This window comes from Wolbachia endosymbiont of Drosophila aff. chauvacae BK-2020 (genome assembly GCF_032848195.1).
Taxonomy (GTDB): Bacteria; Pseudomonadota; Alphaproteobacteria; order Rickettsiales; family Anaplasmataceae; genus Wolbachia; species Wolbachia pipientis.
The window spans coordinates 693068-718759 of record NZ_CP136586.1; the positions used below are offsets into that span (position 1 = coordinate 693068).

General features: G+C 35.2%; 21 protein-coding genes, 1 tRNA gene and 1 pseudogene. 8 read left to right on the forward strand and 15 right to left on the reverse strand.

The genetic code is table 11. The features are described from left to right. The 4 genes from R0F62_RS03635 to ribF are packed head-to-tail and all read right to left on the reverse strand — an operon-like array spanning position 1 to position 4082. Complete coding sequence (locus R0F62_RS03635; RefSeq protein ID WP_274979178.1) at positions 1-1320, reverse strand: M16 family metallopeptidase; 1320 nt, start codon at positions 1318-1320, stop codon at positions 1-3. Next, positions 1307-2647 (reverse strand): M16 family metallopeptidase, encoded by a 1341-nt coding sequence (locus R0F62_RS03640; protein WP_274979179.1) that lies wholly within the window; start codon positions 2645-2647, stop codon positions 1307-1309. Before R0F62_RS03640 ends, R0F62_RS03635 begins: the two co-directional genes overlap by 14 nt. A gap of 29 nt (positions 2648-2676) precedes the next feature. After that, the gene (gene lspA, locus R0F62_RS03645) at positions 2677-3153 is read right to left on the reverse strand and encodes a signal peptidase II (protein WP_006279329.1); all 477 of its coding nucleotides are present in this window, start codon (positions 3151-3153) and stop codon (positions 2677-2679) included. Further along, positions 3150-4082, reverse strand: a complete 933-nt coding sequence (gene ribF, locus R0F62_RS03650) for a riboflavin biosynthesis protein RibF (RefSeq protein WP_010082493.1) — start codon at positions 4080-4082, stop codon at positions 3150-3152. Before ribF ends, lspA begins: the two co-directional genes overlap by 4 nt. Before the next feature lie 68 nt (positions 4083-4150). Between ribF and grxC the strand changes: the two genes are divergently transcribed. The 5 genes from grxC (at position 4151) to R0F62_RS03675 (ending at position 9606) form a co-directional block, all read left to right on the forward strand. After that, positions 4151-4489, forward strand: a complete 339-nt coding sequence (gene grxC / locus R0F62_RS03655) for a glutaredoxin 3 (protein ID WP_007550037.1) — start codon at positions 4151-4153, stop codon at positions 4487-4489. A gap of 115 nt (positions 4490-4604) precedes the next feature. Beyond that, entirely contained in the window at positions 4605-5477 is an 873-nt protein-coding gene (locus tag R0F62_RS03660; RefSeq protein WP_274979180.1) for a hypothetical protein, read from the forward strand. Positions 5478-6352: 875 nt separating this feature from the next. After that, on the forward strand, positions 6353-6952 hold the full coding sequence (locus R0F62_RS03665) for a peroxiredoxin (RefSeq protein ID WP_012673206.1): 600 nt from the start codon (positions 6353-6355) through the stop codon (positions 6950-6952). Continuing rightward, positions 6939-7886, forward strand: coding sequence for a thioredoxin-disulfide reductase (gene trxB / locus R0F62_RS03670; RefSeq protein WP_274979181.1), 948 nt, complete (start codon positions 6939-6941; stop codon positions 7884-7886). Before R0F62_RS03665 ends, trxB begins: the two co-directional genes overlap by 14 nt. An 85-nt stretch (positions 7887-7971) precedes the next feature. Further along, entirely contained in the window at positions 7972-9606 is a 1635-nt protein-coding gene (locus R0F62_RS03675; RefSeq protein WP_274979182.1) for an ankyrin repeat domain-containing protein, read from the forward strand. Here R0F62_RS03675 and R0F62_RS03680 read toward each other — a convergent pair. From R0F62_RS03680 to R0F62_RS03690, 3 genes are read right to left on the reverse strand one after another with little or no spacing between them, the layout of a single operon-like run. Continuing rightward, positions 9603-10532, reverse strand: coding sequence for a tyrosine recombinase XerC (locus R0F62_RS03680; protein WP_208571627.1), 930 nt, complete (start codon positions 10530-10532; stop codon positions 9603-9605). The genes R0F62_RS03675 and R0F62_RS03680 overlap by 4 nt on opposite strands. Before the next feature lie 2 nt (positions 10533-10534). Further along, positions 10535-11914: a dihydrolipoyl dehydrogenase gene (gene lpdA, locus R0F62_RS03685; RefSeq protein WP_010082459.1), complete on the reverse strand. Its 1380-nt coding sequence runs from the start codon at positions 11912-11914 to the stop codon at positions 10535-10537. Continuing rightward, positions 11907-13016: an outer membrane protein assembly factor BamB family protein gene (locus R0F62_RS03690; RefSeq protein ID WP_274979183.1), complete on the reverse strand. Its 1110-nt coding sequence runs from the start codon at positions 13014-13016 to the stop codon at positions 11907-11909. The genes lpdA and R0F62_RS03690 overlap by 8 nt, the downstream gene beginning before the upstream one ends. Positions 13017-13375: 359 nt before the next feature. On the opposite strand from R0F62_RS03690, the pseudogene R0F62_RS06780 reads away from it, so the two are divergent. Then, positions 13376-14302: pseudogene (locus R0F62_RS06780) on the forward strand (IS5 family transposase). Positions 14303-14408: 106 nt separating this feature from the next. Here the strand turns inward: R0F62_RS06780 and R0F62_RS03710 are convergent. From R0F62_RS03710 to R0F62_RS03740, 7 genes are all read right to left on the reverse strand, one after another. Then, a tRNA-Ser gene (locus R0F62_RS03710) sits at positions 14409-14495 on the reverse strand. 31 nt (positions 14496-14526) lie between these two features. Next, positions 14527-15333, reverse strand: a complete 807-nt coding sequence (locus R0F62_RS03715; RefSeq protein WP_274979185.1) for a DUF2163 domain-containing protein — start codon at positions 15331-15333, stop codon at positions 14527-14529. A 436-nt stretch (positions 15334-15769) separates the two neighbouring features. Next, positions 15770-17749, reverse strand: coding sequence for a WD0745 family porin (locus R0F62_RS03720; RefSeq protein WP_317051324.1), 1980 nt, complete (start codon positions 17747-17749; stop codon positions 15770-15772). 207 nt (positions 17750-17956) lie between these two features. Then, on the reverse strand, positions 17957-18778 hold the full coding sequence (locus R0F62_RS03725) for a 3'-5' exonuclease (RefSeq protein WP_006279435.1): 822 nt from the start codon (positions 18776-18778) through the stop codon (positions 17957-17959). Further along, a complete protein-coding gene (era, locus tag R0F62_RS03730) occupies positions 18771-19655 on the reverse strand; it encodes a GTPase Era (protein ID WP_010082484.1) in 885 nt (294 codons plus the stop codon). The genes R0F62_RS03725 and era overlap by 8 nt, the downstream gene beginning before the upstream one ends. Positions 19656-19905: 250 nt before the next feature. Further along, positions 19906-20928 (reverse strand): cytochrome d ubiquinol oxidase subunit II, encoded by a 1023-nt coding sequence (cydB, locus tag R0F62_RS03735; RefSeq protein WP_010962802.1) that lies wholly within the window; start codon positions 20926-20928, stop codon positions 19906-19908. Next, entirely contained in the window at positions 20921-22327 is a 1407-nt protein-coding gene (locus R0F62_RS03740) for a cytochrome ubiquinol oxidase subunit I (protein ID WP_274979195.1), read from the reverse strand. Before R0F62_RS03740 ends, cydB begins: the two co-directional genes overlap by 8 nt. Before the next feature lie 1011 nt (positions 22328-23338). Here R0F62_RS03740 and R0F62_RS03745 point away from each other — a divergent pair. Next, entirely contained in the window at positions 23339-23959 is a 621-nt protein-coding gene (locus tag R0F62_RS03745) for a superoxide dismutase (protein ID WP_274979187.1), read from the forward strand. Then, positions 23956-25227, forward strand: coding sequence for a M16 family metallopeptidase (locus R0F62_RS03750; protein WP_010962800.1), 1272 nt, complete (start codon positions 23956-23958; stop codon positions 25225-25227). The genes R0F62_RS03745 and R0F62_RS03750 overlap by 4 nt, the downstream gene beginning before the upstream one ends. A 6-nt stretch (positions 25228-25233) precedes the next feature. Here R0F62_RS03750 and R0F62_RS03755 read toward each other — a convergent pair whose 3' ends face one another. Continuing rightward, positions 25234-25551: a WD_0736 family protein gene (locus R0F62_RS03755; protein ID WP_010082444.1), complete on the reverse strand. Its 318-nt coding sequence runs from the start codon at positions 25549-25551 to the stop codon at positions 25234-25236. Positions 25552-25692 lie beyond the last annotated feature (141 nt).

Here is a 25692-nt window from a genome sequence, read left to right on the forward strand (position 1 = left end):
TTATTGACCTTGAGCGTTTTTTCCAACTTCAACAAAAAATAAATTTTCAGGTTCCAGTAAAGAACTTGCCAGTTCGTTTACTTCCTCTAATTTAACATCATTAATGATATTCGCATAATTATTTATACGGTTAACATCACGATCATTTATCTGCATATTATCTAGCAGCGTTGCTGTATTTGTGTTATTGGACAGGAAAAGGACAAGATTATTTACCAAGCCAATTTTTGCATCCTTGAACAATTGTTCGTCAATTCCTTGCTTTTTTATTCTGCTAAATGTATCTTTTACTGCTGATATAGCTTTGCCAGCAGTAGAACTATCAGTACTTATAAATCCAGATATAATATTTCCATGTTTATTGGAAATAATACTTGCATAAACACCATAAGTAATACCCAAGTTTTGCCTCAGTTCTGTCATTAATATTGAATTCAGCCTCATGCTACCAAGTGCATCAATTAAGACACCAGCGTTATAATAATTAGGATCTTCATAAGCTATACCTTTTTGAGCAAAAAGTATCACACTCTGTGGTATATCCATAAAAATATTCTTACTTTCTGCAGAACCAAAATTATTTTTTACAGGTATTTTTCTAACTTTTGATCTTTTTGACGGCAATTTAGATAAATATTTATCTAATAGCGTAATAATTTCTTCTTTTTTTGTACAACCAGCAACACTGATAACTATGTTATCTTTAGCAAAATTACGCTTTATGTATGTTAAAACATCGTCTCTAGTAATGCTCATTATAGTATCAAGAGTACCGTACACACTTTTTGAGTAAGGATGTTTTTTAAACAATAACGTATCTAATTCTTTTCCAGCAACAAAATAAGGATTTTTTTCAAGATTATTAAAATCAACTTTGGCTTTCTCGAAAACTCTATTCAACCCTTCAGGGTCAACTTTAGGACGCATTATAGTATCGCTCAGTAATGAAATTGCTTCCTCTAGATTGTCAGACAAAGTATTTAATGAAACCCTAAATGCTTCTAAATCAGCAATAAAATTTAAACTAATCCCTTTATCTTCAAGCTTTTTCGCAAAATCTTTGGCATCATTTTTTCCTGCCCCTTCTTGGATTACAAGAGAAGTAAACCAAGCAAGCCCCTGTTTTTCCTTATTCTCATACACATAACCTGCATCCTTGAACGATATATTTAGTGAAACTTTTGGCAAATCATGATTTTCTACAAATAAAAACTTAAATCCTTTACGGGTAGTGACCTCCTCTATATTTAGGTTACCACTTGCTTGTAAATTAAAGCCTAGACAGAAAAAAAATAGAAATATAATTTTACTTATTCTCATTATTATCTCCTTTTGGTAATAAACGACCAATTAACTTATTAGCAGAAAAAATAGCACGGATTTTATTATTTACATCCTCTAGATTGACATCATTAATCTTGCTATATGAAATATCTATTTCATCAAGTGGAATACCAAGTGCAAGGTGTGGCACATAGAACATCGCTATATGAGTTAAGTCAGATAGATTATCAAACTGTGCTGCCTTATACCTATATTTTGAGCTTTGTAATTCCTCGCTCGTCACCCCTTTAGATACGAAGCCATTAATAGCATTATCTAACTCTCTTTCAACAATATCTAAATTAGCGCCACTTTTTGGAATTATCATAATATCAATGTAGTCATCACTAAAAGCTAGGCTATTATAATAAGCAAACACTGATACTGCCACATCTTTATCTAAAACCAAATCTTTATACAGTTTGCTGGATTTGCCGCCACCTAAAATGTCAACCGCTAAATGAACAGCAGAGGCTTCATTTATGTGATCAAATAAGGGAACACGATAACGAAAATATAAAACTGATTCTTTTACTTCAGTGCTCTCTAAGGTCACCGATAGACCTGCATTATGCACTGGATCCTGATTTGGGTAATTTCTCATTACAGGCTTAGCTTTAATTTCGCCATATTTTTCTTCTGCTAATTTCACTACTTCATCAAGTTCCACATCACCCACAATCAGTAATATTGCATTGCCGGAGTGATAATAGTTATCATGAAACCTCGTTATATCATCCAAATTGTAAGTTTTGATATCGCTCTCCCAGCCGATAACAGACCTACCATAGCCAGTACGGTAAAATGCACTATCCATTTCTTCCAATAACAAGTTATGAGGTTGGTTATCAAATCTCATCTTTCTTTCTTCTAATACGATGTTTTTTTCTCTATCTATTTTGTCTTGAGTAACATTAAAGCTGCCCATTCTATCTGCTTCAACTTCCATTGCAAGTGGTAAATCTTTTTTGGGGATCAACTCAAAATAACAGGTATATTCTTTAGTGGTAAATGCGTTAAATTGAGCCCCAATGCTACTCATAGTGGCTTCTATATCTGTGAACTTCCCTGTAGTTTCAAACATTAAATGTTCAAAGTAGTGAGCCAATCCTGCTTTGCCGATTGGATCATCCATTCCCCCAACTTTGTATATTACTGCATGTAAAACGGCTGGAATCCGATGATTAGAAACAACATAAACATCTAGTCCGTTACTGAGTTTAGTATATTTTATGTTGTGCTCTATGTTTAAAGCATTCGAAGAAATTGGGTAAGTAAAAAAAAGTACAGGTAGTATAAGAAAACTAAAAAACTTATGAAGCATTATTTCGACCTAATATAAAAACAATTATTTTATTCCTCATTTTGTTTAGAAATAAGCATATCGTATATATACCACTTATATAACAATGTAAACATTCCACAAACTATAGATAAATCTGCTAAATTAAAGGCTGGCCAATACCAATCATCAATATGAAAATATATGAAATCATATACAGCTCCCCAATAGATCCTATCAACTACGTTTCCGATTGCTCCACCAATCATCAGAGAAAAACCAAGGTAAGTTGACTGATCGTCAGACTTGTATATCAAATATGCAAGTATACCAATTATTAGTATTGAAAATGCTGAAAAAAAGAAACCGCCATGTGGTAAAGCGCTACACATTCCAAAACTAATACCTGAATTCCAAACTTCAACTAGTTTTATAAAACTAGCGATCTCAATTGATTCTCCTTCATCAATCAATGAGTTTATGTACAATTTGCTCGTTTGGTCAATCAATACTATAATTAATATAACAACTAAGCATAACTTTTTCATAAATTTGCCTTTAACCTATAAACTTTAAGTATATCATAATTTATCTGTTTTGTTAACTCCTCAATACTATGGAATTTTTTTTCTGACCTTATGAATTTTAAAAGTTGTATATTGACTTTATGACTATATACGTCTTCATCAAAATCGAATATGTGCATTTCTATTATAGGCTTTTTCAGATCCTTAAAAGTAGGTCTCATACCAATATTGACTACTCCATATAACCAATTTGGATTACTATCAGGAAAAGTCACTCTAGCGTAATATGTGCCAAACTTAGGTTTTATCATGCAATCTTCTATAGGAATATTTATGGTTGGAAATCCTATTTCTCTACCTCTACATGCACCTTTTGTCACAACACCAGAAACTTGATAAGGCCTGCCGAGCAATTTATTAGCAATTTCTATTTCGCCCCTTTGTACATACTCCCTTATTGAAGAAGAAGAGCAAATTTTGCCGTCAATTGTTAATGGCTCTAATTTAGTCAAAGAGTATCCATATATTTCAGAATATTTCTCTAGAGTTAATATATTACCCAATCGTTTATGACCAAAAGTGCAATTTTCTCCGACAATTATGTGTTTAGCGCCATATTTATCTATTAAAATCTCACTGATAAAGTCATCGCAGCTAACCTCAGAAAAACCTCTATTAAAATTAATAATATATAAGTAATCTATACCATAGCTGCTGATTAGTTCCTTTTTTTGTTCTTGGTCTATTAACCTAAAATTGTTTCTACCAAATAAAACAGTTGATGGGTGAGGCTCAAAAGTTAAAACTGCAGAGGGTAATCCTCTTTCTTGTGCTACCTTCTTTAGAGTAGAAATTGCAAACTCGTGTCCTAAATGAATGCCATCGAAATTTCCGAAGGTTAGTGCTATATTATTTTCTATTCCTTGCTCACAATTATAAATAATTTTCATACAATTTGATGTTTTTACATGTTTCTTATATATAATAACTATATTTTAGTAAGCTACGGAGATAAATTGTGAAAAATGTTGTGATATATGTAAAGAAGGGCTGTCCATACTGCATAAGGGCAAAGGATTTACTAGATAAAAAAGGTGTGAAGTATGAAGAAATTGATGTGCTCAAAAACTCAGATCTATTTAACGACATAAAATCAAAGTATAACGTTAGAACAGTTCCACAGATTTTTATCAACGATAAGCACATTGGGGGGTGTGACAAATTGATGGATCTTGAAAAAGAAGGAAAGTTGGATGATATGCTAAATAATAATGACAATCACACTGATGTCACAACCTACACAAACAGCAATGATGAATGTGGAGAGTGTGTTATACCACATGATGATTTTATGTAACTTTTTATCTTGTTTTGTCGTGTAATACGTAAATGAAAACTAGTATGCTCACTTTAAACAATTCTTAATGAATTAAAAATACAATTCATTCAGTGAGTTTTTTTAGTGGGAAAAAATGACAAAAAATATTTCAATTATTAGCAGAAACTTAATTAGTATCGAATTAGTTAACAAACAAGATTTAGAGAATTTCATCAAGATTTTCACAGTGCTTGATAAACATATAGCAGCTAAAACACTTTTTACAGAAGAAGTGAGAATAGAGTATAAACAACACAACGGCATAGAAGTTGTTGAATTGCTAAAAGATACAGACTTTACATATCATGAGGTTGAAAATGTATTGAACCACCTGAGTAAACATGGAATGAAGGTGCCCAGCAGTGTTATAGCACACACCCTTTTTGCTGCATACAATCATGCACTTGAATTTAAGGATGTAGCATTTTCCTTTTCTGAAGGCTCTCCACAATTTAACATCAGAGTGAGTAAGAACACCTTCAGAATAACTCCTATGAGTGAAGAGAATTTGGAATTGAATTCACAAAATAGCAGAACGCTTATAGAGTCACTAAAGAGCGAAAAAAGTATTTATGATTGTATAGTAGAAGAAAATACCATTAAAGTTATAGTGCATTCTGAAATGCATCAAGCTATAAATTTGATTATAAAATCACTGATAAAGTCTCGCCTTTTAGCAAAAGAGGAAGAAGGAAAATTCAAAGAGAAATTGAGACAACTTGCTTTTAAGGATCAAGCTTTTGTTGAGTATTCTAGCATCAGAACCATCAATAGGTATCCACATAATCATCCTCTGAGGAAGCATGAAAGTGTTACTAAGGATATAGAAAATATTTTATGTGATTTCATAACAAATGAGAACAGCGAGTTTGCTATAGAGCGACTAAATAGGCTGAGCTCAGCAGTTTCTCCGGATACTCCAAGAATCATCACTAAAACTATAGATAAACTTGTTAAGTCTCACTAAGGTATACGAGAGCCAATAGACTTCTTATATTACCTTCTGTCATCCAAGTAGCTTGGCTACTTGGTTCTTTTTTTGGGTTCCAGCTATGTACATAGCTGTATGAACATTGTAGCCGTTATTCAAGTAGCCCGCAGAAGCGAAAAACTTACTTGACAAACTCCGCCAACTCCCTTATCATAAAACTGAAGCTATTTATTTATCTTCTCTGTACAGATTAAATGACAAAAAAACTCACGTATCTGGCGTCTCATGTTTAATTTTTTGCACTATGTGCACCTTATGTCTTTATAAAACTTCTAGGTTTTTACCTAATATAAGCTAAAATGCGCTTATAAAGCATTTAAAACATAAAAAAACGCCAACTTAAAAAATGGATAGTGAATAACTAGCTACCCTAGGGTTTCTTTTGCCTTTTTTTCTGTTTAGTAAATTTCTTAATGTTTATAATTTAGATTAGTTGCGGCTTAAAAGCAACTGAATCGCGGTTATTAAACGTTTAGAATAAAAAAACGCCATACTTGAAAGTATAATGTAAGTAATTAGCCAACCACGGGGCTTCTTTTGCCTTTTTTTTCGTTTGGCAAATTTTTTAACATTTATAGCTAAACGACAACCGTCATCCCGCTACTTGTTAGCGGGATCTAGAGATACCGCGAATGAATCGCGGTATGACGGTTCGTGGCGGTATGACGGTTCGCGGTGGCATGACGTAGAATTTTATACTCACCAACTCAGTATTCCAACCTGGATTGTATCTTATCGGTAAAAAAGAAGAGCTATTTTAGGAAGTTTTTATAGGACTAAAACCAAAGAAAACTTGCATATAAGTTTATCAAGATGTAAAATTAAAGTTATTTTAAAAGAATAGGTTAATTATGAATCTTGTAACAAAATCTGCTATCGATTTTACTGCTTCATCTGTTCTCTCTGACGGAGAAATTGTTGATGATTTCTGTCTGAGTAAGCGCATAAAAAATAAGTATGCTGTCCTTTTTTTCTATCCACTTGATTTTACTTTTGTTTGCCCAACTGAATTGATATCGCTCAATAATAGAATAAATGAGTTTGCAAAGCGTGGTGTTGAAGTGATAGGAATAAGTGTAGATTCAAAATTTTCACATTATAAATGGCGAAACACTCCAGTTAATGATGGTGGTATTGGAGAGATTAGCTACACTTTAGTGTCTGATATCAAAAAGTCTATATCAAGAGACTATGGGGTCTTATATGATGACTCAATTGCGCTGAGAGCAACTTTCGTTATTGATGATAAATTTATTGTACGTCATCAATCGATAAATGATTTGCCTTTAGGGCGTAATATCGATGAATTCGTTAGAATCGTTGATGCAATTAAACATAATGAGGAGCATGGTGAAGTATGTCCAGCAGGGTGGAAGAAAGGTAAGCCAGCAATGCAGGCAAGCGATGAAGGAGTAGCTGATTATCTAAACTCATACAGTGAAGAATTATAAATTTAGTACAAAAGTTCTTATTATTGGATCTGGGGCAGCGGGTTATGCTGCCGCTATATATGCAGCACGTGCAAACTTAGAGCCAATTGTAGTAACGGGAATGCAGCCTGGTGGTCAGCTTACAATTACTACAGATGTTGAAAACTATCCTGGTTTTGTTTCAATACAGGGTCCAGAACTAATGGAGCAAATGAGGTTTCATGCAGAAAAGGTTGGAGCAAAAATAATAGATGATGAGATAAAAAGCGTTGAACAACTTGAGGACTTTAATGAGTATAGATTTAGATCTTCTGGTAATATCAATGACTACTATTCAGATGCAATTATCATTGCATCTGGTGCGCAAGCGAAGTGGCTTGGTTTAGAAAGTGAAAAGAAATTTCAGGGTTATGGGGTTTCAGCTTGTGCGACTTGCGATGGTGCATTTTTTAGGAATAAAGTTGTAGCTGTGATTGGTGGTGGAAACACTGCTGTTGAAGAAGCAATATTTTTAACTCGATTTGCCAAAGAAGTGATATTAATACACAGGCGTGATAAATTAAGAGCGGCAAAAGTAATGCAAGATAGGCTCTTTAAAAATGATAAAATAAAAGTAATGTGGAACCATACCGTAGAGCAGATTCTTGGAGAAGAAAATCCAAAAAGGGTTGCTGGTATTGCGATTAAATCAGCAGAGATCGATAAAACCCAAGAATTAAAAGTGGATGGAGTGTTCATTGCAATCGGGCATGCACCAAATACGGGTATTTTTAAAGGCTTTGTTGAAATGGATGAGCAGGGTTACATCATTACAAAACCTGGAACAACTTTAACTAGTAGGGCAGGAGTGTTTGCTGCAGGTGATGTTCAAGATAAGGTATATCGTCAGGCAGTAGTTGCAGCAGGAACAGGATGCATGGCTGCGCTTGATGCAGAAAAGTTTTTAGAGTCGTAGTTAATTCTAGGATTTTGAATAAATCGCTTGCAATTTTCCTTTTCCTTTTCATAATTATATTAGTAAATTATTAGGTAGGTTTAATATGCTTTATGGAGGGGATGGGATAAATACTAATGGTTATAGATATAATCAGACAACTTCAAGACAGCTCGATGAACCAACACAAAAGTTATTTAAGGCTATTGATAACGAAAACCCGGAAGCTTTTAAACAAGCTCTGAAAGAAGGTGCGGATGTTAATGCGTTTGATAAGGAGGGCATGACACCTTTGATGTCTATTGTCAATGTCTACCCTGTCAGCGGTGGTGGACAGGCTACGTTAGAGAAAATGGCTAAATTGCTTATACAAAACAGAAGTATCAATATTAATGCTCAGAGTAAGCAATCTGTGTCTACAACAGGGACGAGATATAATCCTAGTACACAAAGTGAAATATCAGGATTTATAACAACATCTAATATGCACAAAGACACAGCTTTACATATTGCTTGTCAAGTTGGGGCTAAAGATGTGGTAAAAATATTGCTCACGCACCCAGATATAAAAACTGGTATCAAAAATTATGAATATAAAAGCCCTGAAGATTGTATTGCAAGAGGATTTGAGCGCGTAATAAAATTAGAATTTAAAAAAGCACAAAAAGCAAACGAGTTGTTAGGTGCTCTTTCTAGCAGAAACATTTACCAAGCGAAAAGACCATTAAATCAAGAGTTTAACCCTAATTGCTGGAAAAGAAGCCGAAATGAAGAAATAGAAACGCCGCTTAGCTTAATTATTCAATCATGTTTACAAGGAATAACATCAGATAACAAAGAAGTATTGACAAAACTTTTAAAACATAAAGAGCTAGATTTTAGTTCAATAAAGCCAATACAAGCTATAGAGCAAAATTCGTGGGTGAAGCAAATAATTGAACAAGCCATTACAGAGCGATTAACCGCTACTATTAATAAAAAAGATTTAGATGATGTAAAAAAATTAGTAGAAGATAATTGCTTCATGAGTCATGCAATTGTTACTGCTGCATTGAGGGGTGTTAATAATCCAATCGAATCTATTACAAATTATCTAAATGAAAAATTTCCTGCAAATACATTACAACCTTTGGCAAGTACGAATGATATACCGGTAGGTTCTGAGCAAGTTATACAAGAACTTAAAGGTGAACTTGAAAGAACGAAAGCTCAACTCATAGAAAAAGAACGAGAGCTGGATAGGGTCGTACGCGAAAGAACGAGAGGCATTAACAAAATTTCACAGTTAGAAGAAGATTTAAGGCAGGAAAAATCGGCTCAAAAAACAAAAATCAATGATCTAAATAGTGAAGTAACTCGACTTAATAGAATTGTGTATGGAAGAGCAAGCGACACTGTCGAAATTTCACGATTAAAAAGAGATTTGAAACAAGTAAGGGAAGAAAGAGATAGGCTTTCATCAGAAAATAGACTGCTCCGTAGTAATAAAAACGAAAAATCCTCGCAAGCAATTTCTTCTGGTAGAAAACTGAGCAACTACGCTTCTGCATGTTTTATATTGCTTGGAGTATATACTGTTGTTGCATGTTTAGTAATAGAAGATTATCCAGGGATAATAAGTGCTTTCTTTACAGCAGTTGCACTGGCTTTTTTTTTATTAGGATGTTATAGTTTATATAAAGTAAACACAATACTTAGTGATGTTGAAAGCACTCAGCTTGGTGGTTTAGAACGAAGTTAAAGTTTTGATTTCTTCTCCAGGCCCTGCTGAAAATTTTTGTACATGTTAAAAACATCTTGATAATTGAGGTGAGTGTAAATTTGAGTAGTTTCCAGGCTTGAGTGACCAAGCAGTTGTTGTATTGATCTTATGTCAATATCTTCCTGAAGCAAATGAGTAGCAAAACTATGGCGAAATGCATGTGGAGATAAAATTTCTGGTAAATTTAACATTCTCCTTATTTTTTGCAAACGATTGGCCACATAAGTTCTTCCCAATTTTTTTCCTCTTACTCCCAAAAAAAGATATTGTGTTTCATTATTAGTGCCAAGATAAGGACAGGCTTTTACATATTCTTGTATACACTTTTTTACTACCGGAAGAATGAATACCTGCCTTTGTTTATCTCCCTTACCTGTTACTATTAAACTTTCATTGTTAATATCACTAACCCTAAGGTTCAACGCTTCGCTGATTCTTAAGCCTGTACTATATAGCAGGACGATAATCGCAATTTCTCTTTTTACCACCCAAGATTCGCCCAGATCGGATAGTTTCATTTCTTTCAATAAAGTTTTTATATCAGGTATTGATAATGCTTTGGGCAAAGTTCTTCTCTGAATTGGCCTTGATAAGGAAAATACAGCTTCATTGTCTATATTGTGGTTATTTTTTATGTACTTGAAGAAATTTCTGATTACTGAGAGTGCTCGAGTGTTGGATCTTGCGTTTACACCTCTTGCGTAACGAGAGGTAAGCCAACTTCTTAACTCAGGTACGCTCAATTTTTCCAAAGTGCCGACATTTACTTCTCCACCAATGTGAGTATTTAGGAAACTTATAAGATCCTTCAAGTCCCTCATGTATGACTCTAAAGTGTTTGGTGAATAAGATCTGTTGCACCTCAGCCACTCATACCATTTTTCAATGATTGAACCGAGGTCCACAATTATTTTTTAAAGAAAGCATCGATGCACGCATCTCGAAAGGCTTCATTTATATCAGGATGAGAGTGACAAATTCTGTATATATCCTCTGCTGCTGCGCTATATGCCATTGCAACTGCTGCTTCGTTGATTAGCGTATCAGCGTATGCTCCTATGATATGCACACCTAGTATTGTATCTGCTCTGCTACAAGTCAGCACTTTCACGAATCCTTCAGCATCATCAGTGATTTTTGCTCTGCCGTTTGCAGCAAATTGACATTTACCAACTTTGTACTTACGGCCAGCATTTTTGAGTTCCTCTTCGGTTTTACCAATCGAAGAAACCGCAGGGTGAGTGTAAATGACAGATGGTATGATTCCATAATCAACGTGAGGTGACTGTCCTGCTATTATCTCTGCAACTGCCACTCCTTCTTCCTCTGCTTTATGAGCAAGCATTGCTCCACCGATCACATCACCAATAGCAAATATTCCTTTCACATTAGTTTCATATCTGTTGTTAACTTGAACGAAACCGCGATTATCTTTTTCTATTTTTTCATCAATACCAAGATTCTCAGTGCATGGTTTGCGTCCTGCTGCCACCAATACCTTATCCGCCTCTATAGTGTTTGTTTGATTATCTTTTACAGAGCAAACTTTCACACTCAAAGAATTACTACTTTGTTTTATCTCCTCAACTTTAGTGCTAAGTAAAAATTTTATTCCTTGTTTTTGTAGACTAGAAAGTAGAGACTTACTTAATTCTCCATCCATTGCTGCAGCGATTCTGTCAAAAAATTCTACTACAGTGACTTCAGACCCTAGCCTCCTCCATACAGAAGACATTTCAAGCCCTATTGCCCCGGCTCCGATTACGACAAGTTTTTTTGGTACTTCAGTTAAAGATAATGCACCAGTTGATGAAATAATACTTTTCTCATCGATATTAATTCCTGGCAAAGAAATAACGTCAGAACCGGTTGCAATTACTATATTTTTTGTCTTCAGCACCTTACCTTCAACTGAAACTTCAAGATTACCTTGGTCAAAAGAAGCAAGCCCATTGATTTTAGTGATTTTGTGAAGGTTAAACAGATATTCTATACCTTTTCCAAGTTCCTGAACTCTGGCGTCCTTATAGCCTAGCATTTCTTTTAAATCGAAACTTGCATCCTTAATTTTTATGCCAAGCTTCGACAGATCATTTTTCGTGTGAGCATACTGATAGGAAGAATGAAGTAGTGCTTTGGAAGGTATGCATCCAACTCGCAAGCATGTACCACCAAAAATGCTATTTTTATCTATGCAGGCAACTTTCAATCCAAGTTTTGCAGCAGCGATAGCACACTTATAGCCTCCTGGGCCACCACCTATAACAATTAAATCATAATCAGTCATAAAAAACAAACCTATTTTCTAAAGAATAAACACCTTTTCCCTCAGTTGTTACATATATCTTATTGCGAGTAAACACTGGAGTGTGAAACACATTACCAGGTACTTTGACTACCTTTCCTGCACTTTCAGATCCCGGAAAAGCAAACATTGAACCTTTATTGCTTGTCACCCACAGTGTATGGGCATGCATAATTGGAGCAAACAATTGCGTATTTTCTATTAAATCAGATGCCCAGACTGTTTCTCCATTTTTTATATCCAGGCCAATTATTTTATCGTCTTTAGTAACTATAAAAATTCTTCCGCCTTCTTTTTGTTTCTCTGCAGGAATAAGAGGACTATAATATGACTCAATGTCTGATACACTTTTTACTTGCAGTGACTTTGACCATAAAATATTTCCTGATTTCACGTCAATGCTATAAATATAAGAATTATTTGTAGCTATTAAAGTATCGCCAAGCACTCTCGGTGTAGTAGTTACATCTGTGAGCTGTGTATCCAAAAGGTTTGTAGCCAATTTTTGGCTCCACAATTTTTTACCGTCTTCATTAAAAGCTATTAACTCACCATTTGAAAATGGTGCTATTATTTTATCATTAGAAATTGCTGGCGATATGGAATACAAACCTCGAACCTCATTGATGCCGTTTTGATAAGTCCAAACGAAGCTGCCATCTTTTATATCAAACACGTACAGATAATTATCAATAGTCAATACTACCAATTTATTGTTTATTACTGCTGCTTTCCCTCTTACTGGAGCTCTCAATTCTTTTTCCCACTGAATCTCGCCGGTTTTTGCATCTATTGTGTGTAGAACGTTATCCACTATAAAGAAAACGTTTCCTCTGTGACGCAATAGGCTCATGTTACTAATTTTTTTTCTGTGTGAGAGGTATAATTTCCAATTCATAGCCTTTGAGTTATCAATATCAAAGGAATATAAAGCGCCGTGCTTGTCTGATAAAATAACGCTATCTTCTGTAAGCACTGGAGCTACATATCCTTGAGATAGTTTTTTATCCACTAGACTTATTCTCTCGCTTGCCATTGTGTAACTGCTACACAATAACATTATCATGACAATTATTACTTTCATTATTTATTGAAAACAAGATTCATTAATATACATCTTAAGAACCTTAATTACAACGGAAATGTTCTTGCTGCATGTTAAAAACGTTGATTTATGAACGAAATATTATATTATTATGTGAGATAATGTATACTCTTAGAGGTAGTACACCTCATCCACTATGCGGCAACGTGCATAGCTGTACGAACATTGAGATATAAAAGTAATTTATACCAAGAAGAAAGATGTCATCCAAATAGCCTCTTTTCCTGTCATCCCAGTGCTTGACACTGGGATGGCTCTGTTGCATCGCAACTGAAAAAATCTGGTGGCTACTGACAAAATTCATTATAAAATAGCCATTTAACCGCTTAAGGAAAAATATGCCACAAAAAATGAGAGTTAGTAACTGCCATGAATATAACAAATTTCTAGAAAAAAGAGGAAATATTTTTCGTTACATCGATAAAGCTATCGAAAATTGGTATGAAAATAGTCCAAAAATGCAGGGCGGCAACTATATTTATAGTGATAAAGTTGTGATTTTAGTGCATATAATCGTTAATCTTTTTAGAATTGGCTTAAGACAAACAGTCGGGTTTATAAAAGGATATTTGCAACAAATAGGAAGAGATTTAGCAGTTATCAGCTATTCGCAAGCTTCAAAAAAAACTTAATATTAAGATCAATGATTACAGAATTGATAAAAATAATATGGAAGATATCGAAATTGCCATAGATAGCACAAGCATCAGCATTTATAACAACACACAGCAAGGAAAATAGCGCTGACAGAAAATATCGTGGTTATGAACAGACAAGAAAATTGCATGTAATGTTGAATATAAACAGCAAAAAAGCCATAGCTGCAAAATACAGTAACGGTCTGATCACTATGGAGCTTGCGATTTACTTAAAGGAGTTAATTTTCAGCATGCCATAAAAGCACTATATGCAGACAGAGCATATGACAGACATAAACTCTATAAATTGTGTGATGAATGCGGCATCAAGACAAAAATTCCTCCAAAAAAACAATGCAGCAGAGCATCCAAAGTATGGCAGAGAGAAATGCTGCAATTAGACTAATAAAGTCATACAGCGAAGATGGAATGAAGAGGTGGAAAAGGCAAACAAACTACGGAAAAAGATCTTATGTAGAAAGTTTTTTCTCGCGACTGAAACAAACATTCGGGTTTAATTTTCGGAACAAATCTGAAATTAATCGTGGGAAGGAACTGCTACTCAAGTGTTATTTGCTTAATCAATTTACTGACATTGGTATGGCTAAATTTGAAATGGCTACATGAATTTATCGTAAATTACCACCGCATAGTTGTAACATTGTACCATATTACAATGTTCGTACAGTTGTGTGCGCGACCGGGGGTTTTATACTATTCTAGAAGTAACATACGGAAAAGGGGGGATTCGAACCCCCGACATATTTTCATATGTGCACGCTTTCCAAGCGTGTGCTTTAGACCACTCAGCCACCTTTCCATGCTTATTCATAATATTGAAAATTGTACTGCTAAACAATATAAAAACCTGGTATATAGGGTTCACCACGAAAATTCACAGTATTGTTAAACTTGCTTCTGCAAGTTGGAAATGTTTTATCGCAACCTGCGAGTATTGAATATTTATCTCCAGCAAAAATTTGGTATGGAGGCGAAGTAAACAACGTAACTACTTTATTTTTATATTCTTTTACTACACCTTCAAACGCTATTGAGCCAAAGAATTTTACTACTCCGTGCTTATAATATTCATCACTCTCAGTTAAATTCGTGTCTTCAAATCTTCTTTCGTCTATTACTTTAGTGATTGTACTTATTTTACTAAATTTTTTAGTATCGGCTTTACATTTATCATCGCAAAATTGTGCTCTGCATGCAGGAGAGTATAATTCTGCTATGCTTCTCTCAAGCTTTGCTGAAAGCCCTCTAATTTCAACAATAAATCTTCCACTACTTAATGTCACTTTACCAAAAATTCCTGAATGTAGATTCATTGTTCCCTGGGTCAAGTCTTTATAATTCACAAGAAATATTTCAATATTTGCAAAGTCGTACTTTCCTGATAAAACATCTTCTTCTTTAATATCAGCACTATTTAATATCCCTTCAATTTCTAGATTATCAGTTTTCAAATCGCTGTTTAATATTATACTACTGGCTGTAAATCCACTTGAAGATTTATAGAGTATATTATCAATATTTAAATCTTCATCATAGTCAGTGAATCCCATTACTTCTCCACCTGCGAGCTTTAATTTCCAGCACGTAGCGGTGGTAAGTAATGCTCCAGCTAAATGATTTTTTAGTGTGGTTTGCATGGGGGCCTCCTGCTTAATTGATTAAATTTGAAAGTAGCTATACGGCCAGTAGAATAAGGGCAGTGTGTTCTTTTCTCATCATCTAAGTAGCCATAAAGCGTCATTCCGGTGACCATAGGGTGTCATTCCAGTGCTTGACACTGGAATCCAGGAAATTTTGCTTGTAAGTAAGCAAACTGATTTGGTGAGCATAAAAAGTGGCTGATCTTATGCTGAATAAACGCTTTTGATGAAGTTGCATGGAAAGCTGGATCCCAGTGTCTGGGCACTGGGATGACATCCTTCTTGGTGGAGTGTCCTCAAATCACAATGTTCGTACAGTTGTGTGTCACGCACTGGGATGACAGGAGAGAGGACACCATATGTTTATTTGATCGACAAATAAACACTAACAGACAAGAATACACCACAGTTAACTGTGGTGTGTACTGGCTGGTTAGAAAGAAAACTTCACACCAGTAAGAAGGAGAATTCCTTGGTTAGAAGGTACATCAGCATCAGACTCATCTTTCAGCTTACCTGTTTCGTTAGTCATAAAATAATGGAGAGCTGCGTAAGGAACAAATTTGCTCTTACTGCATGCAGGAGACAGATCATATTGAACGCCAAGTGCACCATCATGAAGCATATCTTTGTCATTCATTCTGCTGCCAAAATACGTCAAACTTGTGTAGATATTCTCATGTTGATACCCAGCTCCTACAGTCCAATACATGGTATCTATACTATCTTTACCAAATTGAGCTTTCAGCCCTTCCACTCTTTTGCCATCAGTAGCATCTTTACTATCAATTTCCGTGTAGGTATCACCAATTAATTTTTTAATACCCTTCGGTTGACCAGATTTGCCCAAGTATGCAAAAGAGGCAGCAAACTTTACGCCTTGATCTTCATTAATCTTATAATCAGCGCTTACACCAAAATTAACACCCATCAGGTCATTATACTCCACAAATTCCTTATAAAGATGCTTATCTTTACTTGGTTGCTTTGGAAAGCCATATTCACCAACTGCAGAAGTTTTAACTTTTATGTTATGTTTATCAAAGTCATATTCATATGATGCACCAGCACTTACTATGTGCTCATAGTCTGGGCCGACATGCTTTATCGTTTCCTTATGTTCTATCTCACCGCCTTTATCTTCTGAAACTGTTTCTTTTACAGTAAACAAACCACTATCATAACGAGGTGAGTAGCTGATACCAAATCTTGCGCCCATATAATTTGGTGAGTAGTAAGCAACTCTAAATGGCAGTGTAGTCATAACGCCTTTGTTATATTTCCCTGCCATGCGGAAAGAGAATTTTTCACTTTCACTCGAAAAACTTTCAGTGTAAAGACGTGGTGTTACATAAAATGGAAAGCTAGCAGCGCTTCCTTCTAAGTTCACTTTTCTGAACCAGTCACTATCTGCAGCTCCGTCAACAGTCGCAATTCTTGTTGCATCAAGCCTCATCAGAGCCTCAGGACCAAATTGGTAACCAAGCTTCACGTCACCATATTTTGAGTTAACAAACACATGCGCACTTCTGCCTTTTGCAGCATAAACACCCTGTGAAGCTCCCTTACCTTCGGTCACTGGAGCATGAAACTGCACGTCAGCACCATAAAGAAGACCTAAATCTTCATTCTTATTTTCTGCTCTGAGGTGCAATATTGCATCAGCAATCATACCCATATCGTTGCTGTAATCACCAATATTTCCTATTCCTTTATAGAATATTGGATTTGCTCCTCTTGTTATATCTGGAGTGGCATTATAATACTCTGTAGATCTGTTTGGCATAACGTTATAACGTTTATAATCTGTGCCACTTGGTCCAACTTTGCCATAACCTTGAGCATCAACAACACCACCAAAAGTTATTCTTAAATTACTTTGCCCTTGATTGGTATCGATAATATCAACTCCACCAACTGAAACAACAGGACTTGCCTTACCTTTTTCCTCTGTATTTTTGTTAACAACTTTTATATCCTTCTTTACATCTTTAGCTTCAACTTTAGCATTCTTAGTTTTAGAACGCTTAGTTTTTGAAACTTTACCTTTTTCTATATTAGAATTCTTAGCGTTTAGAGCTTTCGCTTTTGAATCCTCTATAAGCTTTGCTTTTTTCTCATTTGCTAGCCTGATCTCCTCTTTTTTCTTCTGCTCGGCTGCTAATCTTAGCTCCTCTTTTTTCTTAAGCTCTTCAGCTTTTTTTCTTGGATCAGCATTACATATTCTGTCCATCTTTTCTTTCAGTTTTTTATTTGATGTTTTCATAACTTCCACTTTTCCAGAAGTTTTTGTGCTCTCTTGCTTTTTTATTTCCTTCATACTCTCATCAGGAAAGTCAGCTGCAAAACTGCTGAAAGAACATAAAGTTAATAAAGAAACTAGAGCAGTGCTAGTATACATAGACTTTTTCATGAAGCGCCCCTAAAAAATTTCGAAATCATATCTTAAATGTAAATAGTATAAAAATGTTGAAAATTCAACTTAAAGCAACCTTATAACGAAAATAAAAGTAAAATGCAATACCTTAAAAGCAACTTTCTTAATATGCTCAACGTGTATATTAACCAAAATTTAGTACAGAGGTTCGCTTGTTAGTGCATTATAACTCGACTATTTATTCTATGGAAGTAAAATTTTTCCACCACAAGTTATTTGCCATTCTTCTTTAAATTTCTTTAGGTATTCTTTTTTTTCGCACTCTAAAAGTAGCTCTTCCACACTTTTGTTGTAGCTTTCAGTAGTAATCCTTCCCTGATGATGCATGAACCTTAAGTAAATCAAATAAGTGTTAATTACATCTGTTTCACAATAATCTCGAATCTCTTGTATCTTGCCGCTATCGTATAAGTCCATAACTTGTGACCCATCAACTCCAATCTTACCAGGAAGATTAAATGCTGCACAAACTTCGTTCATTTTTACTCTCGCAGAAGCTCCAAAATCAGAGAGGGATTCAAGCAAATCACAATGCCAATCACTGCTATATCTCTGATTGTAACTATTCCACTTATCGCCAGCTTTATGAAAATATTCTGCTTGAATGCCATGGACCATAGCACGATACTTCAGCACTGGTATATCAAAAGTGCGTCCGTTGAACGAAACTAATCTTGGCTTTTTCTCTGATATGTAGTTAAAAAATCCTTTCACTAGCTCCTTTTCACTGGAATTTAGTGTGCCTCCAGATCTTATTTCTTGCAGTGTGAACACCTCATAACCACTCTGGTAGCTTATATTGCAAAGTAAAAAACTAATAACTACAACAAGGTGAAAAGGCTGACGCAGAAAAGAGTTTTGCCCGTTTGTTATTTCAAGATGATATTTTGTTAATGCATCCCTCTTCTCTTCTACACTACTATCATCACTAATATTGAGTAAATTTTTGCAGGAATTTACATCTGGTATAGTTTCAATATCAAATACCAATAAAGAATTAAGCATTGCCTATATACTCCTCCGGACGGTCGATCCAAGGTCGCACTTTCACAAATAAAAAGAGGTGTACCTTGCACTCAAATAATTTTTCTAGTTCAGCACGCGCTTCGATATTAATTTTTTTAATATTACTGCCATCTTTTCCTAGTACTATTTTTTTATGACTATCTTTCAACACAAATATGATCTGTTTGATGACTAAACTCTTATCTTTTTTTTCCTCAAATTGTTCAGTTATAACAGCTGTAGAGTATGGCAATTCTTCACGCAAGTTCAAGAATAATTTTTCTCTCGTAATTTCTGCTGATAAAAAATTTGTCGAGGAATCGGTTATTTGATCTTCTTCATAAAACCAGGGGCTCACCGATGCAACTTCAGACAAGTAATTCATCAAATCAGAAAGTCCATCATTCTTTAATGCTGATATCATAAAAACCTTTTCAAATTTATAAAGCAAATTCAGATGCTCATGCGCCATCTTTAATTCAGGCCTTTTTACCAAATCAGTTTTATTGATAACCAAAATGCATCTGCCTTTTGTGCGCTGCAGCCGCATAAATATAGTCTTAATTCTTTCTATATTTTTCAAATAATTGCTTACATCAACAAGCAACAAAGTGATGTCACTATCCTTAACTGCCGACCATGCAGATTTGACTAAAGCTTTTTCAAGTTTTGTTTCTGCTGAGAAAATTCCTGGGGAGTCAGTAAAGACAATTTGTGTGTTGTTGCATGTTGCAACACCCCTTATTTGCGTCCTTGTTGTTTGCACTTTAGGGGTGACAATTGCAATTTTCTTGCCTATGATGCTGTTAATTAATGTAGACTTCCCAGCATTTGGTAAGCCAGCTATGGTTACAAATAAGCATTTTTGTTCTTTCACAAAGAAAATTATAAAGAAAACTGAATGCCCGCGTCAAGCTACTTATATGACAAGAAGGATGACAGAACCCTTTTTGGTTAGCATGCAAAAAGGAAAAAAACTCATTCTACAAATTAAAAATACAATATACTCAAAAACTTTTCAGAAAATCCATAGGAGGGTTTGCTAATGAAGGCTCTTGAGTTGACGCCATTGCCTGAACGACTGCTTGATTTAAGGGTAACGTTTTAACCATAAGGTCACTAACTCCTTAATATGTGTGTTCATAATTTGATTTTCCACGAAAGACATAATAGCAATAACCAGTGTAAGTTAAAATGATTGGTAAAAGCGGTATTATAACAATGAGCATTAAAGATAAACTTGGCCCAGAAGCAGCTGCATCCAGAATGGTATATTGAAAAGGTATAATCCATGGGTAGATACTAATTCCTAAACCTAAATATCCCATAAAAAAAATAGCAATACTGAGAAAGAATGGACGGTACTCCCGTTTAGTATTCTGAAGATCAAACCACAGCATGAAAAATAGCCAAGATGTGAGTAATGGAATAGAAAATAAATAATAAAAATTTGGCATGCTAAACCAAAAGTTTTTAATACGTTCATTTAAAAATGGTGTCACTACACTCACTAGTCCCATGAAAATACCTACAAAACCAAGCGTATAAGAAGCAACCTTGCGTGCCCATTCTTGTGTTATATTTTCTGTCTTCATTATGAGCCATGTAGAACCTAAAAGTGCATATCCAAATATCACAGCAATGCCTGTCATTACACTAAAAGCACTTGCCCAATCAAATTGGCCACCAGAAAAGTTGCGTCCGTTTACTTCTACACCATGTATAAATGCACCTAAAATCATGCCTTGGCAAAATGCAGCACCAAGTGACCCAAAATGAAAGGCATAATCCCATAATCGCCTGTATTTTCCTTCTGCCTTAAAACGAAACTCAAAGGATACTCCGCGCACTATAAGGCCAAGCAGCATAATAATGATTGGAATATAAAAAGCAGGCATTAATATTGAATATGCAAGAGGAAAAGCAGCAAATAACCCTCCACCACCCAATACCAACCATGTTTCGTTTCCATCCCAAAATGGTGCAATTGAGCTTATCATGTGATCACGGCATTTATCTGACGGTGCAAAAGGAAGTAAAATACCAATACCTAAATCAAACCCATCCATTAAAATATACAGTAAAACAGCTATGGCAATTAGTAATCCCCAGATTAGGGGTAAATTAATTAAGGAAGAAAAATCAAACATGATTGTTGTCCTTTCCAGATGTACCAGCATCAATCACTGAAGCTCCAATACCGTGTTTATAAAATTGCTCTTCTTCTTTAATGACAGGAATTCCTTTGTATATAAGTTTCAGAATATAGTAACTACCTGCTCCAAATATAAGGGTATACATAACGATAAATGCAATCAAAGACCATGCAACCTGAGGACCGGTAATCGCAGATGAAAATGATTCAATTGTGCGCATAATTCCATATACAGTGTAAGGTTGACGGCCAATTTCAGTAGTAAACCAACCTGCAAGTAACGCTATGAACCCAGACGGCATCATTGATATCCACCATCCATGTAAGAAACAACTTTGGAATAATTTGCCACGAAGATACTGTATAACACTTACTGACCCAATTATGATCATTAAAATTCCAACTCCAACCATTATACGGAAGGACCAGAATACCCATACTACAGGTGGTCTATCTTCTTTTTTCCATTCCTTTAATCCTTTTACTTCTCCTAAAAAATCATGTGTTAAGATCAAGCTGGCAAGATTAGGAATTTTTATCTCGTAGTGATTAATTTCATTTTGCTGATCCGGATAAGCAAATAAAAGTAAGCCAGCCCCTTTTTCGGTTTCCCATATACCTTCCATTGCAGCAATCTTAGCAGGTTGATGCTTTAGTGTATTTAATCCATGCCTATCTCCCATGAACAGCTGAAATGGTGCAGCTAAAGCTACCATAATGGTTGCCATACCAAGCATAATTCTTGCTTGAGGAGCATGTCGTTTTCTCCAAAGATAAAATGCTCCTACACCACCAACCACAAAAGCTGTTGTAAGATAGGCTGCTGTTACCATATGAATAAAGCGATAAGGGAAAGAAGGATTAAAAATAATCTCTAACCAATTGGTTGGATATAGGAGACCATTCTCACCAATCGTGAATCCAGCGGGTGTTTGCATCCAACTGTTGGCCGCAATAATCCAAAAAGCTGAAATAAGCGTTCCCACTGCAACAATACAAGTAGAAGCAAAGTGCATACGAGAACTTACTCTATTCCATCCAAATAGCATAATACTCAAAAAAGATGCCTCCAGAAAAAAGGCTGTTAAAACCTCAAAGGAAAATAGAGGGCCGAGAACATTGGCTATGCGGTCAGAAAAAATCGACCAATTGGTACCAAGTTGATATGACATTACAACTCCAGATACCACTCCCATGCCAAAAGCAACGGCAAAAATCTTGATCCAGAATTTATAAACATCACGGAAACGTGTATCACCAGTCTTAAGCCAACACCATTCCAAAAAGGCTAGAAAACTTGCAAGCCCGATCGTGAAAGCAGGAAATATAATGTGAAAGCCTATTGTTAAGGCAAACTGAATTCGAGCTAGCAGCACAGAGCTAAATTCAAACATTTTATCCAATACCCATGTATTACAAATAATAGCCAAATCTACCTATAATTCAATCCATTTTTTCACAAAATTGACCTTACCCAGAAAAAGTAGAGAGAAAGTTAAGACGTTTTTGTCATGAGAATAAATTGTGCAGGAATACAACTGTTCTCCCTTGCCATACCGTCACGGTATCTCTAGATCCCGCTAACACGTAGCGGAATGACGAATTACTTAACCATCATTACACCGTCATACCGCGATTCATTCGCGGTATCTCTTAGCCGCTAACAAGCAGCGGGATGACGAATTACTTAACCATCATCTACACCGTCATACCGCGATTCATTCGCGGTATCTCAAAGCATAGATCCCGCTAACACGTAGCGGGATGACGGTTGTTGTTTAGCTATAAATATTAAGAAATTTACCAAATGAAAAAAAAGGCAAAAGAAGCCCTGGGGTTATTATCCGCTTTAAAATATTGGCGTTTTTTATGTTTTAAACGCTTGACAAGCGAGATTCAGCCGCTTTTAATTGCAGCTCACTTACGCTGCAAATGTTTAAGAAATTTACTAAGCAGAAAAAAAGACAAAGAATCCCCGAGTTAGCTAGTCTTTTACTATCTCTGTCGAGTATTGGCATTTTTTGATCTCTTGTAACGCTTTATAAGCGCGTTCAGCTTATTTAGATAAAAACCTAGATGTAGATGAAGTTTTGTAAAGACATACAGTATCTATATACTGCAAAAAATTGAACATAAGACGCCGATACATTAAGTAATCCTTACCTTTTAATCTGCAGATTGGCGAAAGCAAATACAATAGCTTCAGTTTCATGATAAGGGGGTTGGCGAAGGGTGTCAAGTAACTTTTGCATTTAATCCATTTCTATGGCTTATATAATAATCGTTATTGTAGTATAATTTAGAATAATGCAATAGATACCTAAATGTTTTAGCTATTAATTATATGTTGCACAAAAGCATATATTGCCCTACCATCCAAGTAGGTTAGAAATAAAGAGGTTTTTATGAGTTTTACTTTACCTGAATTACCATACGATAAAACAGCTTTGGAGCCTTATATATCTGCAAAAACCTTAGATTTTCATTATGATAAGCACCATAAAGGATATTTAAATAAACTCAATGAGCTAGTTGAAAATACGGATTATCAACATGTAAAAATTGAGGAATTAATAACAAAAGTGCATGGTAATAGCGGCAACTTGCCTATATTTAATAATGCAGCACAAGTTTGGAACCATACTTTTTATTGGAATTCAATGAAAAAAAATGGTGGTGGTAAGCCTAAAGATGGTAGTCTTCTAGCAAAAAAAATTCAAGACGATATCGGTGGCTTTGATAAATTTTATGAAGAATTTTCGAGTCATGGAGTAAGCCAGTTTGGCAGTGGATGGGTATGGTTAGTGCTCGAAAAAGTTAGGTTAGGAAAGCTCAAAATCACCAAGACTCCAAATGCAGATTTGCCAATAATTTATGGCCAAGTGCCACTACTCACTATGGATGTGTGGGAGCACGCCTATTATTTAGATTGTCAAAACCGTAGAATTGACTACATAAAAGTTTTCCTTGATCATTTGATTAATTGGGATTTTGCAGAAGAGAACTTAGAAGAATATATGAGATGAATATACCCCGGGTAACAAAATTAGATAATGGTCTGCGCATAATAACTGAGCAGGTGCGTGATATTGATTCCGTAGCTTTAAGCATACGAGTTGGTGTTGGCAGTAGAGCAGAAAGTGCAAAGCAAAATGGAATATCCCATTTTTTAGAACACATGGCTTTCAAAGGGACGAAGACAAGAACTGCCTTTGAAATTGCAAAAGCTTTTGATGACATAGGTGGAGTTTTCAACGCTAGCACCGGTAGGGAAAGCACCACCTATTATGCAAAAGTCCTCAAGAAAGACATAAAAACTGGTATTGATATATTAATAGATATATTGATGAATTCCACGTTTCCAGAAGATGAATTGGAACGTGAGAAGGGTGTTGTAATACAAGAGATTTTTCAAACTAATGATTCACCAAGTGACATTATTTTCGACAAATATTTTGAGGCAGCTTATAAAGACCAACCATTTGGTAGGTCAATCTTAGGCACGCAAAATACTGTAAAATCTTTTACTCGAGGAGATCTAGATAATTACATAAATGAGCATTACTTTGGTGAGAATATGCTATTTGCCGTTGCAGGAAATGTTGAACATGAAGAAGTTGTTGCATTAACCAAAGATTTTCTCTCAAAGATTCATTCTAAAAAGCTGAAAAAAAGCCAAAATGCGAGCTGTACTGGTGGTGAGTATTTAGAACATCGTAAATTAGATCAGGTACACTTGCTAATTGGTCTACCTAGTGTTTCTCGCCATGACGATAAATATCACACGTTTCAAGTGCTTGATTCTATATTAGGGAGCGGAATGTCATCACGTTTATTTCAGGAAGTAAGGGAAAAGCAGGGATTAGCTTACTCTGTTTATTCATTTAATTCCAGCTATACTAATACAGGAATGTTTTCCATTTTTGCTGGTACAGACAGTAGTAACTTAGATAAGCTTTTAAAATCTATAACGACAGAGTTGAAGAAGTTGTCTACAGATGATCTGAAGGAAGAAGAAGTAAATAGAGTGAAAGAGCGAGTAAAATCCCAAATTTTAATGTCACGCGAAAGTGTTAGCTCACGTGCTGAAACATTGGGACACTACTACGGTAACTATAATAGGTACATCAGTAAAAATGAATTAATAGAAAAAATTAGTGCAGTTACCACTGCTAACGTAAAAAAAGCAGCAGAAGAATTGTTATCTCAGCATGAAAAAACCACTCTAGCTGCAATTGGAGAAATTGAATCATTGCCAAGTTACGATAAAGTGGTTTCTATGCTTAAAGCTTAGTGTACTTTAATTATGTTGCTTAAGCTCACTAAAAAGTTCAATGAACGGTTGCAAAATCCTTTCTATAAAAAGTTTGCTTTCTGGTTCATCGCGTATATTACTTATCAGTTTATTCAAAGTTTTCTCGCTGTTTCGTAAAAATAAATAGCTTTCTACTGCTTGCACACCAGACAAGACAGTCAAAATTCCTCCTATCACTAGACAAGCAGCTATAGCAGGTACGGTACCCACTGCAATTGCAGTTGCGATTAATGATAACCCAGCTAAGAATGTAACGGCTGAAACGCAAAACGCTATTTGATGTTTTTCTTTATTGTTAACCATAAATACCTCACAAAAACTATATTTTTAACATACCAGTGTTGTCATGTATTGTCAAGTTTTTAAAGAAGATTAAAAAATGCAACGCACATGTGCAAAAAACGCTAACTATGGATTAGCCAAGGAAGAAAGAGTAGGAAGAGG

Coding starts and splice junctions, on each gene's coding strand:
- R0F62_RS03635 (WP_274979178.1), bottom strand. CDS start 1,320: ATGAGAATAAGTAAAATTATATTTCTATTTTTTTTCTGTCTAGGCTTT.
- R0F62_RS03640 (WP_274979179.1), bottom strand. CDS start 2,647: ATGCTTCATAAGTTTTTTAGTTTTCTTATACTACCTGTACTTTTTTTT.
- lspA (WP_006279329.1), bottom strand. CDS start 3,153: ATGAAAAAGTTATGCTTAGTTGTTATATTAATTATAGTATTGATTGAC.
- ribF (WP_010082493.1), bottom strand. CDS start 4,082: ATGAAAATTATTTATAATTGTGAGCAAGGAATAGAAAATAATATAGCA.
- R0F62_RS03660 (WP_274979180.1), top strand. CDS start 4,605: ATGACAAAAAATATTTCAATTATTAGCAGAAACTTAATTAGTATCGAA.
- R0F62_RS03665 (WP_012673206.1), top strand. CDS start 6,353: ATGAATCTTGTAACAAAATCTGCTATCGATTTTACTGCTTCATCTGTT.
- R0F62_RS03675 (WP_274979182.1), top strand. CDS start 7,972: ATGCTTTATGGAGGGGATGGGATAAATACTAATGGTTATAGATATAAT.
- lpdA (WP_010082459.1), bottom strand. CDS start 11,914: ATGACTGATTATGATTTAATTGTTATAGGTGGTGGCCCAGGAGGCTAT.
- R0F62_RS03690 (WP_274979183.1), bottom strand. CDS start 13,016: ATGAAAGTAATAATTGTCATGATAATGTTATTGTGTAGCAGTTACACA.
- R0F62_RS03715 (WP_274979185.1), bottom strand. CDS start 15,333: ATGCAAACCACACTAAAAAATCATTTAGCTGGAGCATTACTTACCACC.
- R0F62_RS03720 (WP_317051324.1), bottom strand. CDS start 17,749: ATGAAAAAGTCTATGTATACTAGCACTGCTCTAGTTTCTTTATTAACT.
- R0F62_RS03725 (WP_006279435.1), bottom strand. CDS start 18,778: ATGCTTAATTCTTTATTGGTATTTGATATTGAAACTATACCAGATGTA.
- cydB (WP_010962802.1), bottom strand. CDS start 20,928: ATGTTTGATTTTTCTTCCTTAATTAATTTACCCCTAATCTGGGGATTA.
- R0F62_RS03740 (WP_274979195.1), bottom strand. CDS start 22,327: ATGTTTGAATTTAGCTCTGTGCTGCTAGCTCGAATTCAGTTTGCCTTA.
- R0F62_RS03745 (WP_274979187.1), top strand. CDS start 23,339: ATGAGTTTTACTTTACCTGAATTACCATACGATAAAACAGCTTTGGAG.
- R0F62_RS03750 (WP_010962800.1), top strand. CDS start 23,956: ATGAATATACCCCGGGTAACAAAATTAGATAATGGTCTGCGCATAATA.
- R0F62_RS03755 (WP_010082444.1), bottom strand. CDS start 25,551: ATGGTTAACAATAAAGAAAAACATCAAATAGCGTTTTGCGTTTCAGCC.